Raw genomic sequence first — 11,211 nt, forward strand, 5'->3', positions numbered from 1 at the left:
TGCTGCGAAAAAGCGATCAGCTACTTGCCATGTCGCGCATCTGCTGCCGCCCGACCCAGGCCTGGCCGAGGGCCAGCCCACCATCGTTGGCCGGCGCCTGGCGGGCTTCGCACAAAGTCAGGCCGGCGGCCTCGAGCTGTTGGCGGAGTGCCGACATCAATACGACATTCATCGCGCAACCGCCGCCGACCGCGACTGTCGCCATCCCGGCACGCTCCGCCGCGGCGATCAGCCATGCCGCCAGCCCGGCCGCCACAGTGGCGTGGAACAACGCCGCCCCTTCGGCCGGTTCGCGGCTATTGAGCAACAGCAGGATCAGCGGCGAGAAATCGAGTATGCCGTCGCGCATCGCGTAGCCGCCGGGCGCCGGCGCCACCGGCCCATACGCGGCGGCCAACCCTTCCAGCTCCATCGCCGCCTGTCCTTCGTAAGCCATTTCGGCGCGCAGGCCGAGCAGGCCGGCCGCTGCGTCGAACCAGCGGCCGAGGCTGGTGGTCGGCGGGCAGCGCAGGTTGCGGGCCAGCATGGTGAGCAAGGGGCCGGCTTCGTGCTGCGGGTAATGCTGTTTCAGCCAGCCGCCGACGCGGTAACCCAGGCCCCCGCCGTGCAGCGCCGAAACGGCCATCCGCCAAGGCTCGCGAGCCGCCCGGTCGCCGCCCGGCAGGCGGATTGGCGACAAATGGCCGAGTCGCTCGCAGTGCGCGCCATCAAGGCGCAGCAACTCGCCGCCCCACAGCCCACCATCCGGCCCGAGACCGGTGCCGTCGATGGCCAGACCGATCAGCGGCTCGGCGATCCCGTGCTCGGCGGCGATCGCCGCGATATGCGCCTGATGATGGCCGACCGCCAGCGCCGGAATGCCCCGTGCGGCGGCCATGCTCAAGGCCAGATGGGTGGATGGGAAGTCCGGATGCAGGTCATGCACGATCAGCTCGGGCCGAACATCGAGGATGCCGAGCAGATGCTCGACGGTTTCCTCGAGAAAACCGATCGCCGCTGCGTTGTCGAGGCTGCCGATATGCTGCGACAGAAAAGCTTCCTTGCCTTTCAGCAAACAAACGGTGTTTTTCAGGTAGCCGCCAAGCGCCAGCACGGTCGGCCCGCCCTTGGCCAGCCCAATCGGCACCGGCACGTAGCCGCGGGCCCGGCGGATAAAGGCCGGTCCGGCCCGGACGACCGAATCGTCGCAGCGCACGACGATCTCCCGGTCATGCTGCAGAAAGGCATCGGCCAGGCCGGCCAGCCGGGTCTGCGCCTCGTCGTTGCCGACGACCAGCGGTTCGCCATGCGGATTGGCGCTGGTCATCACCAGCAGCAGGTCGCTGGCAGCGGCGAGCCAGGCCGTGCCGGCCGGGCGACCGGCCGCTTCATGCCAGAGCAGCAGATGCAGCGGCGTCGCCGGCAACATCACGCCAAGCCAGGCGAGGCCGGGGGCAATGCCTGGCAGCTCGGCTGCCGCTTTCGGACAGAGCACGATGGGCGCCGCGGCACTGTGCAGCAATTCGGCTTCGGCGGCGCCAATCCGGGCATACGCGGCGAGCGATGCGCCATTCAGCGCCATTACCGCCAGCGGCTTTTCTTCGCGTTGTTTGCGCAGCCGCAACTCGGCCACGGCATCGGCGTTGCGCGCATCGCAGGCGAGCTGGAAGCCGCCCAGCCCCTTGAGCGCGACGATCTTGCCGGCGCGCAGCAGACGCAGCGTTTCGCCTAGCGGATCGCCGGGCAGCGGCTGGCCGGTGGCATCGAGCAGGCGAAGTTGCGGACCGCAGTCCGGGCAGCAGGTGGTTTCGGCATGGAAACGGCGGTCGGGAGCGGTCGGGGACGAGCCTTCCAGGGGAAATGCAGCGTATTCCGCGGCACAGGCCGGGCAGAGCGGAAAGTCGGCAAGGCTGGTATGCACCCGGTCATAGGGAATTTTCCGGCTGACCGTATAGCGCGGGCCGCAGTGCGTGCAGGTGGTGAAGGCATAACGCCAGCGCCGATTGTCCGGATCGCAGATCTCGCCGATGCAGTCGGGGCAGATCGCCGCATCCGGGCCGATCGCGGTGGCAATGTCGCCGCCCACGCTATCGCGGATAACGAAGCCGGCGGCGGGGTCGTCGCCGGACAGCCCGTCTTCAGCAGTCATTTCGCCGATTTCAATGGCGTCGATGCGCGCCAGACGCGGCGCCTCCCTGGGCAGCCGCTCAAGGAATTCGGCGACGGCCGGGCCGGCGACGAGCAACGTCACGCCGGCGCCGTCGTTCCTTACCCAGCCGGTAAGGCCGAGTTCGTTGGCCAGCCGCCAGACGTAAGGCCGAAAGCCGACGCCCTGGACCAGCCCGCGAACGCGGATCAGCCGGCCGCTCACCGGGCGGCCAACTGCCGCTCCAGTTCGGCCACTCGCCGCTTCAGTGCGTCCACCGTCTGGCCATGCTTGGCGCGCTGGGCTTCCAGCCCGGCTTCGATCCACGATACCCAGGCGGCGAGACCATCGCCGCTGGTCGCCGAAACGCGGAAGATGGTCAGGTGCGGATTGACCCGCCGGGCATTGGTTTCGGCCAGATCAGCGTCGAATTCGAGGTAAGGCAACAGGTCGCACTTGTTGAGCAACATCACGTCGGCGGCGCGGAACATGTCGGGGTACTTGAGCGGCTTGTCCTCGCCTTCGGTAACCGACAGGATGGCCACCTTATGATGCTCGCCGAGGTCGAAAGCGGCCGGGCAGACCAGATTTCCGACGTTCTCGATGAGGAACAGCGATTCGTCGGCCGGCTGCAGGCTGTCGAGCGCGTGGCCGATCATGTGGCCGTCGAGGTGGCAGCCCTTGCCGGTATTGATCTGCAAGGCGGCAACGCCGGTGGCGCGGATGCGCTCGGCGTCGTTCGATGTTTGCTGGTCGCCTTCGACGACGGTGATCGCCACCTTGCCCTGCAACAATTCGATGGTCTTGACGAGCAGCGTCGTCTTGCCGGAGCCGGGGCTGGACACCAGATTCAGCGCGAAGATGCCGCGCTCGTCGAAGCGCTGGCGATTGGCCTCGGCATAACCGTTGTTCTTGCTCAAGATGTCCTGCTCGATCTGCACCATCCGCGACTGGCTCAGGCCTGGGACATGGGCGCCCGCCGGGCCGGCGCCGAAATCGAGATCGCCGCCGACCGCGTGTTCGTGGTGATGGGCATCATGGGCGTGGGCATGTTCGCCATCGGGCAGATGGCCATGGCTGTGCGGGTGAGCATGCTCGTGTCCGTGCTCGTGGGCATGGCTATGCACCGTCCCGTCCTCGTGCACATGGCTGTGCTGATGCCCGTCACTGTCGATTTTCACTTCCCCCGCACCGCAGCCGCAAACCGTACACATCGCCTCGTCTCCTGTTCGACCTACTCGATTTCTATTTCCTTGACCCGCATTTCCGTACCGCCGGTCGGCTGCACCTGGTAGCTGCCGCATTTCGGGCAGGCCCCGTAACTCTCTTCCATCGGCACCGACTCGCCGCACGGCATGCACCAGCCGACACCGGGCACATTGACGATCTCCAGCGCGGCGCCCTGCGCAATGCTGCCATGCGTCACCGCCTCGAAGCAGAATTTCAGCGCCTCGGGTTCGACCGACGACAACCGGCCGATTTCCAGCACCACCAGTTTGACCCGCCTGGCCTGTTCGCGTTGCGCCGTTTCCTCGACCAATTGCAGGACGCCTTCGGCCAGTGACATTTCATGCATGCTGCAAATCCATCGCATAGGGCAGGCAGGGATCGAGGGCCAGGATGGCCTGCTCCAGCCCCCGTCGCGCCTCGTCGAGCAGGGCGAAGCGGCGCCCGGCGAGCAGCCTGGCGAGCGCCCCGGCATCGGCGAACAAGGCGTCGGTCGGCGCCAGGACGCAATAGTTCTCGACCCGGCCCTCGACGACATGCACGGCATGCGTCAGCACACCGCGCGCCGTGATGGTTTGCGCCACGCCCCAGCCGCCCGCGCCGAGCGCGGCGACCGGATAGGCCGCCCCGGCAGCCAGCGCCTCGGCCGCCCGCTCGGTCTGGGCCAGACGCTGCAGCAAGGCAGTCCGCACCGACAGGGGACGCGGCATGGCCGGCCGATGATCGCTGTTGCCCAGCCAGTAGGCCAACCATTGGTCGAGAGCCAGCGGAAAAGGCTCCGGCTTTGCCGGCGCTTCCGGCACATCGTCTTCCGGTAGCGCGGCCAGGCATTGTTCGGCCAACGGGCGCAGGCTGTTCGCCAGCAGCTTCTGCGTTTCGGCCAGGCAGGCGTTGCCCTGGCGGGCCGACCGCCAGACGGCGAAAGCCTCGTGAGCCGGGGGCAGAGCGAGCGCCTGCGGCCAGTCGAGGAGCAGCCGCCAGAAATCTTCGTGCAGCATTTCGATCCACAGCTCGGCATTGTCCACCGGCCGCCGGATTTCGCCGCTGGCCGCCGCCAGCGCCGCCTGGGCCACGGCCCGCTGGGCGTGGGCGCACAGGGTATACAGGTAGGGAATGGCCTTGACCACCGCATCCGGGATCTGGCCGATGAACAGCTTGGTGACCGACGGCCGCTTGAGCTCGACGCCGATATCCTCCAGCGCGCCGCCTTGCCAGCTCGCCCGAACGGTCAGCAGGCCGGCCGAGTTCATCCGCGCAACCCGAGGAAGGCGCGCCGCGTCGGCTGGGCCGAATCGGCCACCGGCGCCAGCGTTTCGGCAAACAGCGCCTGCGCCATGGCCAGCGCGGTCAGCCGTGCCTGCTCGTGGCTGGCGAATTCGAGGGCGGGAGAAAACATCGAGCACAGGTGATAGCTGCCCAGGCGGTATTCCTCGGCGACGGTAAATTCATAATCGCCGGAAGGAAAATGCCAGTCGTACTTGCTGCCGGTCGCCAGCATCGGCCAGCCCTCGACCTGGCCGGGCAGGCACAGCAGGTTGATCGTCCATGGCGTGATCATCACGCCCACCCAGCCGCCCGACGGCAGGCGGCGGAAGCCGACCGCCTCGACCTGCAGCGCGGCGTTGCAGATCGGCACATCGGCCATCCGGGTCCGGGCGATTTCGGCGAAGACCGTCTCCAGTTCGGCTGACGGGTCGGTCGCCCAGAGTCTCATGCGCCGAGCACCATGAATTTGTGCCGGGGCGCATCGCAACCCGGGCAGCACCAATCCTCCGGCAGCTCGGCAAAAGACGTCCCGGGCGGAATGCCGCGCACGTCGTCACCCAGCGCCGGATCGTAAACCCACCAGCAGATGCCGCACTCCAGCCGGTCGTCGGGTTTTACCGCGAGAAAGGAACCTTCGAAACGCATATGCCGAGCCTATATCGGCTCGGCCATCATGTCGAGGTATTCGCGCAGGCGGTCGACGGAATCGGCGAAGTCCTCGGCCGAAGCGAGCGCCACTTCCGGCATGCCGACCACCTCGATGGAATTCAGGATCAGCGTATCCATGCTGTTGAAGTACTGCACCCACCAGACGTTTTTCAGCCGCGTGCTGGTGATCCGGCAGTTGCCGTAACCGCGCGACAGGATCGATACCTCGCGGTGGCCGAGCCAGTCGTACAGCGTATCGAGGTCGGCATCGCTGACCGGGAGCAGCGTCAGATTGATGATGTGGGCCGCCTCGCCGGGCTGCCAGGCGGCCGATTGCAGGCGGATTTCCTCGATCAGCGCCGGGGCGTTCATGGTGCCCGGCGGGTAGGCCGGAGCCTGCAGTTCGGCAGCGGCGAGCTGGCGCATGGTGTCGGTGAGCACGGCCGGAATGGGGCTGGTTTCCAGGCGGTCGACGACGAACAGGCCATCGTCGGCGACTTTCAGCACCCGCCACAGGCCGGCAAAAGCGCTTTCCTGGACACGCCAGTGCTCCGGGCCCGTGGTAAAGGCGCTGACCTCGCCGAAACCGAGCGACTGGTTGATCACTTCGCGGACGCCCGGCGACAGGTCGAGCAGATCGAAATCGCTGAGCGTCGCAAAGCCGACCGTCTCAGCCCGGGTAATGAACAGATGCAGCAAGGCGCACGCCGCGGCAATGCTCTCCGGCGAGGCATCGTCGGGCAGGCGGGGCGCCGCGAAGGTTTCCATGCGCGGCATCGGCAGGTAATCGGGGGCATCGTCGCCTTGCGAGCCGGGGCCCATGGCGACGACGGAAATCGGGAAGGGGCGCAGCGTGCTCGGGTTCATGCGCAGGCTCCCGACTGGCCGGCGGCGCGCACCGGGATGCCGATCGGCTTCGGCTGGGCCGGGCCGGACAGCAGACCGGCAATCTCCAGCTGATAGTCGCCCCAGTCGCGGATGCCGTTGAGCACCCCGACGAACGCCCCGGCCCGCAGGAAAACCACCGCCGGAGCGCGCGCCACGCCGAATTTCCGCATCAACGGTGGCGCCTCATCCGGCCCGGCCACCCAGCGTTCGATATCCTGGCCGAGCGGCTTCAATACCTCCGGCAGGATCACGCAGGCATCGAGCACCTCGAGATTGCGCTGCGGGTCTTCGGTGAGCAGCAGGGCAGTCAGTTCGGCGGGAAACTCCGGACTGGTAGCCTCATTGTTGCCAACGCGCTGGAAATCGTGCTTTTGCTGCAGCCGGCCGATCGCCGTTTCAAGACGATCGAGCGAGGTCGCGCCGGGGAGTAGTTGTAGGCTCATGATGGTTCCGTCCGCAGGAAATCGGGAAGTTGGGGTTCGCGGTCGAGGTCCGCGAAGAAGGCGGTGAAATCGGTGGCTCCGGACTGCGCCGCATCAAGGGCCGCCAGCGCGGCATTGATCGCGACGGCCCGCTCGGCCGAAATGACCTCGCGCGCCGCATCGAGAAAGGTCATCAGCCAGGTGCCGATCGCTTGCTGGCCGACCAGGCTCAGATCGACCAGCAACTCGCCGTTGCGACTGCGGCAGCGCGCGTAGTACTCGCCGCACTCGAGCACCTGGGCCGGTATGCCGAGACACATCAGACGCACTCCTGATTCAGGAAGCGCGCATCGCCCAGCCGGCAGGCCTGGTCGGCCGGCGGCCGGCCACCTTCGTAGCGGTCCATGGCCAGGGCATTGTCGTTGATCGGCTCGCCGCCCACAGCGCGGGCTTCCGGCACGCTTCCCCAGCGGGCCAGCCAGCTCAGCGCGAGATCGATGGCCGGAGCCATCTGGGCCTTGACCACATCGCGCAGGCTGCCGCCGAAATCTTCCAGCTCTTCCGGCTGGACGCCGATCAACACCAATTCGGCCGGCAGCTTGCCGGTCAGCTCGGCGGCCATCAGCACTTCCTGGAAACCGGTCTGGTGCAGGCTCATTTTCTTGGCGCCCATGAAGCGCGGCACCAGATCGCCAACCACTTCGCGCAGCGTTCCCGGCGGGTCGCCGTAGTCGACCGCATCGAAAACCAGCAGGCAGTCGGCCTCCTGGACGTAGGGCAAGAGGTAGAGGCCCTGCGTGCCGCCGTCCATCAGCGTCACCTGCGGCGGGAATTGCCAGCCGGCGTTCAGGGCTTCGGCACAGCGCACACCGAAACCTTCGTCAGCCCACAGGATGTTGCCGATGCCGAGCACCAGAATGCGTTTGGTATTCATTGAAAACCTCTGAAAAAAACGCCCCATACAGCGTCGACCGCGGCATGGGGCCAACGCAAGGTGAACCTTCAATCCTTGAACATCCGCCAGCCGGAAATCATGGTCGAAATCAGCGACTGCCGGCTCATGATGTCTTCGCGGATCGCCGCGTAGACATGCACCAGGGCGAAAGTCATCATGATCCACATGCCCAGCCGGTGCAGGTTATGCACCTGCATCGAACCGCCGAGGGTCGGGATGACCCAGCCGAACAGCGTATCGCTCCAGGAGCCGAGGCCGGAGCCTTCGCTGTACAGCGCGAAGCCGGTGCACAACATGCCGACGGCCAGCACGGTAAAGAAGAAGAACATCATCAGCTGCGCCATCGGGTTGTGGCCGACGTATTTCTTCGGGGTCTTTTCGAGGAACAGGTACCAGCGCAGCTCGAAGAAGACCTCGCTCCACCATGCCTTGTTGCTGATCGGCAGCTTGAAGATCTGCTTGGCGTGGTGGTTGCCGACGAAGGCCCAGTACAGGCGCCCGAGCAGGCCGACGGCGAAGATGTAGGCGGCGGTGAAATGGGCGAAGCGGATGTAGCCGAGCAGAAAATTGTCCGACGCTTCGCCAGGCATCGTCGGCAAGGGCTTGCCGATGAAATAGCCGGTCACCGCCAGGACCACCATGGCCAGTGCATTGATCCAGTGCCACAGGCGGACCGGCGCTTCGTAAACGTAGATCGAACGAACCTGTTTGCCGTGCCGCTCGGCTTCGAGCATGTCCTGTTGCGAAAGCATGATCAGTCCTCCTTAACGGACTTTGACCGACGTCATTTCCTGGCCGTCCGGGCTCATCACGTGCGTCGAGCAGGCCAGGCAGGGATCGAAGGAATGCAGCGTGCGCAGGATTTCCAGCGGTTCGTCGGCCTTGGCCACCGGGGTGTCCATCAGCGCCGCCTCGAAAGCGCCGATCTGGCCCTTGTCGTCGCGCGGCCCGCCGTTCCAGGTGGTCGGCACGACGCACTGGTAATTGTCGATCTTGGTGTCCTTGATCTTGATCCAGTGGCCGAGCGCGCCGCGCGGCGCTTCGGTGAAACCGGCACCCATCGCTTCCTTCGGCCAGGTCGAAGGCTCCCACTTTTCGATGTTCGCGGTGTTCAAATCGCCGGCCTTCAGGTTGGCCATCAGCTTGTCGAAGAAGTAGGACATCTTGCGGCCGGCCCACTGGCATTCCAGGCCGCGCGCCGCGGTCCGACCGAGCGTCGAGAACAGCGCGGTGACCGGGACGTCGAGTTCCTTGAGCAGGGCATCGACCGGCTCCTTGAACTCCGGATTGTTCTGGGCGTAGCCGATGATGTAGCGGGCCAGCGGGCCGACTTCCATGGCATGGCCGCGCCAGCGCGGGGCCTTGATCCACGAATACTTGCCGCCTTCGTCGAGTTCCTTGATGTTGGTCTTGGTGCCCTTGGTGTTCGGGCCGAGCACGAAACTCGGTTCGGTGACGCCGTCGAACGGGTGCAGACCCTTGGTTTCGTCCGGGTACTTGTACCAGGAGTGGGCGACGAATTCCTGGATCTGCTCCGGGTCGCGCAGGTCGATCTCATGCACCTTGGTCAGGTCACCGTTGATGATGGCGCCGCGCGGCAGCATCAGGTTGCCGGCCGAGTAGTCGTTGGCCTTGTCCGGAATGTCGCCGTAGGACATCACGTTCTTCGACGACAGGCCGCCACCGTAGAGCCAGCCCTTGTAGAACTTGGCGATGGCGATCAGGTCGGGAATGTAGACCTGCTCGGTGAATTCGATGGAGCGGTCGATGATGCTCTTGACCAGGTTCAGCCGCTCCATGTTGATGGCGCCCACCGCCCCCGTGCCTTCGAGGTTGATGGCGCACGGCACGCCGCCGACCAGCCAGTTCGGGTGCGGGTTCTTGCCACCGAAGATGGTGTGCACCTTGACGATTTCCTTCTGGAAATCGAGCGCTTCGAGGTAATGGGCGACCGCCATCAGGTTCGCTTCCGGCGGCAGCTTGTAAGCCGGGCTGCCCCAGTAGCCGTTCATGAACGGGCCGAGCTGGCCGGATTCGACGAACTTCTTCAGGCGGTTCTGGATGTCGCGGAAATAACCCGGCGAGGAGAGCGGCCAGCTGGAAATGCTCTGGGCCAGCGCCGAGGTCGCCTTCGGATCGGCTTTCAGCGCCGACACGACATCGACCCAGTCGAGCGCATGCAGATGGTAGAAGTGCACCAGATGGTCATGCACCTGCAGGTTGAGCTGCATGATGTTGCGGATGCTGTTGGCGTTTTCCGGAATCTTGATGTTCAGCGCATCCTCGACGGCGCGCACCGAGGTCAAGGCATGGGTGCCGGTACAGACGCCGCAGATGCGCTCGGTGAAAGCCCAGGCGTCGCGCGGGTCGCGGCCCTTCAGGATGACTTCCAGGCCGCGCCACATGGTGCCGGTGGACACCGCGTTGCGGATCACGTTGTTGCTGTCGAGATTGACCTCGACCCGCAGGTGGCCCTCGATGCGGCAGACCGGGTCGACGACGACGCGCTTGCCGGAATTGTCGAGCTTGAAGCCCTGGGTTTCGTAGGCGCTCATCTTATTTTTCTCCCTTGTGTTCTTCAGTCTCGCCGGCCTTCTGGCGGGCGCGGGCCAGTGCGGTCACCGCGGCATGCGCGGCAATTGCCGCGCCGACCGTGCCGGCCGCCGCCTTGCCGATGGTGTCGGCATTGGCTTCGACGCCGAACTGTTTGATGTCGGTCACCCGATCGTAGAAGCTGCCCTTGTCCCAGAAACCTTCCTCGGAACAGCCGATACAGCCGTGGCCCGACTGGACCGGCCAGGAGACGCCGCCGTTCCAGCGCATCGAGGAACAGGCGTTGTAGGTGGTCGGGCCCTTGCAGCCCATCTTGTACAGGCAGTAGCCCTTGCGCGCCGCCTCGTCGTCCCAGCTCTCGACGAACTGGCCGGCGTCGAAGTGGCCGCGGCGGTAGCACTTGTCGTGGATGCGCTGGCCGTAGAACATCTTCGGCCGGCCCTGGCGGTCGAGTTCGGGAATGCGGTCGAAAGTCAGCATGTAGGTGACGACGCCGGTCATCACCTCGGCGATCGGCGGACAGCCCGGCACGTTGATGATCGGCTTGCCGGTAATCACCTTGTGCACCGGCGTCGCCCGCGTCGGATTCGGCTTGGCGGCCTGGACGCAGCCGTAGGAGGCGCAGGCGCCCCAGCTGATGATCGCCTTGGCATCGGCGCAGGTTTCCTTCAGCACTTCGACGAAGGGACGGCCGCCGTGGATGCAGAACATGCCGTCCTCGTTGAGCGGCGGATTGCCTTCGACGGCGACGATGTAGTTGCCCTTGTACTTTTTCTTGACCTCTTCGATGATCGCCTCGGCCTGGTGGCCGGCCGCCGCCATCAGCGTGTCGTCGTAATCGAGGGAGAGCATCGAGAGCACGACATCCTTGGTCAGCGGGTGCGCCGAACGGATGAAGGACTCCGAGCAACAGGTGCATTCCAGACCGTGCAGCCAGATCACCGGCGTACGCGCCTTGGTTTCCAGCGCATGGGCAATGCGCGGTGCGGCAGCGCTGCCCAGGCCGAGCGAAGTGGCAGTCAGGCTGCAGAATTTCAGGAAACTGCGCCGGGTGATACCCTGCCGGCGCAGCACTTCATAGAATGTCTCGGTCACGTGCAATCTCCCGTTGTTGTGTCGTATTGCCG

At 65.7% G+C, this 11,211-nt stretch carries 13 protein-coding genes; all 13 read right to left on the reverse strand.

Annotated features, from left to right (window positions below; translation table 11 throughout):
• Window positions 1–16: 16 nt before the first annotated feature.
• The 13 genes from hypF to KI611_RS21110 all read right to left on the reverse strand — a co-directional run bounded on the left by hypF (window position 17) and on the right by KI611_RS21110 (window position 11,179).
• Entirely contained in the window at window positions 17–2,350 is a 2,334-nt protein-coding gene (gene hypF / locus KI611_RS21050) for a carbamoyltransferase HypF (RefSeq protein WP_226417601.1), read from the reverse strand.
• Entirely contained in the window at window positions 2,347–3,339 is a 993-nt protein-coding gene (gene hypB, locus KI611_RS21055) for a hydrogenase nickel incorporation protein HypB (RefSeq protein WP_226417602.1), read from the reverse strand. The genes hypF and hypB overlap by 4 nt, the downstream gene beginning before the upstream one ends.
• Before the next feature lie 20 nt (window positions 3,340–3,359).
• Window positions 3,360–3,701: a hydrogenase maturation nickel metallochaperone HypA gene (hypA, locus tag KI611_RS21060; RefSeq protein ID WP_226417603.1), complete on the reverse strand. Its 342-nt coding sequence runs from the start codon at window positions 3,699–3,701 to the stop codon at window positions 3,360–3,362.
• Window positions 3,694–4,602: a hypothetical protein gene (locus tag KI611_RS21065; RefSeq protein ID WP_226417604.1), complete on the reverse strand. Its 909-nt coding sequence runs from the start codon at window positions 4,600–4,602 to the stop codon at window positions 3,694–3,696. The genes hypA and KI611_RS21065 overlap by 8 nt, the downstream gene beginning before the upstream one ends.
• Window positions 4,599–5,066, reverse strand: a complete 468-nt coding sequence (gene hybE, locus KI611_RS21070) for a [NiFe]-hydrogenase assembly chaperone HybE (protein ID WP_226417605.1) — start codon at window positions 5,064–5,066, stop codon at window positions 4,599–4,601. Before hybE ends, KI611_RS21065 begins: the two co-directional genes overlap by 4 nt.
• Window positions 5,063–5,263, reverse strand: coding sequence for a rubredoxin (locus KI611_RS21075; RefSeq protein WP_226417606.1), 201 nt, complete (start codon window positions 5,261–5,263; stop codon window positions 5,063–5,065). The genes hybE and KI611_RS21075 overlap by 4 nt, the downstream gene beginning before the upstream one ends.
• Window positions 5,264–5,272: 9 nt before the next feature.
• On the reverse strand, window positions 5,273–6,133 hold the full coding sequence (locus KI611_RS21080; protein WP_226417607.1) for a hydrogenase expression/formation protein: 861 nt from the start codon (window positions 6,131–6,133) through the stop codon (window positions 5,273–5,275).
• Window positions 6,130–6,597, reverse strand: a complete 468-nt coding sequence (locus tag KI611_RS21085; RefSeq protein ID WP_226417608.1) for a hypothetical protein — start codon at window positions 6,595–6,597, stop codon at window positions 6,130–6,132. Before KI611_RS21085 ends, KI611_RS21080 begins: the two co-directional genes overlap by 4 nt.
• Window positions 6,594–6,896 carry a HypC/HybG/HupF family hydrogenase formation chaperone gene (locus tag KI611_RS21090; protein WP_226417609.1) on the reverse strand — a complete coding sequence of 101 codons (303 nt, stop codon included), beginning with the start codon at window positions 6,894–6,896 and terminating at the stop codon, window positions 6,594–6,596. Before KI611_RS21090 ends, KI611_RS21085 begins: the two co-directional genes overlap by 4 nt.
• Window positions 6,896–7,510 (reverse strand): HyaD/HybD family hydrogenase maturation endopeptidase, encoded by a 615-nt coding sequence (locus KI611_RS21095; RefSeq protein WP_226417610.1) that lies wholly within the window; start codon window positions 7,508–7,510, stop codon window positions 6,896–6,898. Before KI611_RS21095 ends, KI611_RS21090 begins: the two co-directional genes overlap by 1 nt.
• A gap of 68 nt (window positions 7,511–7,578) precedes the next feature.
• Complete coding sequence (cybH, locus tag KI611_RS21100; protein WP_226417611.1) at window positions 7,579–8,283, reverse strand: Ni/Fe-hydrogenase, b-type cytochrome subunit; 705 nt, start codon at window positions 8,281–8,283, stop codon at window positions 7,579–7,581.
• 12 nt (window positions 8,284–8,295) lie between these two features.
• On the reverse strand, window positions 8,296–10,086 hold the full coding sequence (locus KI611_RS21105) for a nickel-dependent hydrogenase large subunit (RefSeq protein ID WP_226417612.1): 1,791 nt from the start codon (window positions 10,084–10,086) through the stop codon (window positions 8,296–8,298).
• Between the two features lies 1 nt (window position 10,087).
• Complete coding sequence (locus KI611_RS21110) at window positions 10,088–11,179, reverse strand: hydrogenase small subunit (protein WP_319002316.1); 1,092 nt, start codon at window positions 11,177–11,179, stop codon at window positions 10,088–10,090.
• Window positions 11,180–11,211: the final 32 nt, after the last annotated feature.

Source organism: Dechloromonas denitrificans (genome assembly GCF_020510685.1).
Lineage (GTDB): Bacteria > Pseudomonadota > Gammaproteobacteria > Burkholderiales > Rhodocyclaceae > Azonexus > Azonexus denitrificans_A.

What these genes read in the sequence shown, in the direction of transcription:
- KI611_RS21105 (WP_226417612.1), bottom strand. Translation starts at nt 10,086, where the DNA reads ATGAGCGCCTACGAAACCCAGGGCTTCAAGCTCGACAATTCCGGCAAG.
- hypB (WP_226417602.1), bottom strand. Translation starts at nt 3,339, where the DNA reads ATGTGTACGGTTTGCGGCTGCGGTGCGGGGGAAGTGAAAATCGACAGT.
- KI611_RS21085 (WP_226417608.1), bottom strand. Translation starts at nt 6,597, where the DNA reads ATGAGCCTACAACTACTCCCCGGCGCGACCTCGCTCGATCGTCTTGAA.
- KI611_RS21075 (WP_226417606.1), bottom strand. Translation starts at nt 5,263, where the DNA reads ATGCGTTTCGAAGGTTCCTTTCTCGCGGTAAAACCCGACGACCGGCTG.
- hypA (WP_226417603.1), bottom strand. Translation starts at nt 3,701, where the DNA reads ATGCATGAAATGTCACTGGCCGAAGGCGTCCTGCAATTGGTCGAGGAA.
- cybH (WP_226417611.1), bottom strand. Translation starts at nt 8,283, where the DNA reads ATGCTTTCGCAACAGGACATGCTCGAAGCCGAGCGGCACGGCAAACAG.
- KI611_RS21090 (WP_226417609.1), bottom strand. Translation starts at nt 6,896, where the DNA reads ATGTGTCTCGGCATACCGGCCCAGGTGCTCGAGTGCGGCGAGTACTAC.
- KI611_RS21095 (WP_226417610.1), bottom strand. Translation starts at nt 7,510, where the DNA reads ATGAATACCAAACGCATTCTGGTGCTCGGCATCGGCAACATCCTGTGG.
- KI611_RS21065 (WP_226417604.1), bottom strand. Translation starts at nt 4,602, where the DNA reads ATGAACTCGGCCGGCCTGCTGACCGTTCGGGCGAGCTGGCAAGGCGGC.
- hybE (WP_226417605.1), bottom strand. Translation starts at nt 5,066, where the DNA reads ATGAGACTCTGGGCGACCGACCCGTCAGCCGAACTGGAGACGGTCTTC.
- KI611_RS21080 (WP_226417607.1), bottom strand. Translation starts at nt 6,133, where the DNA reads ATGAACCCGAGCACGCTGCGCCCCTTCCCGATTTCCGTCGTCGCCATG.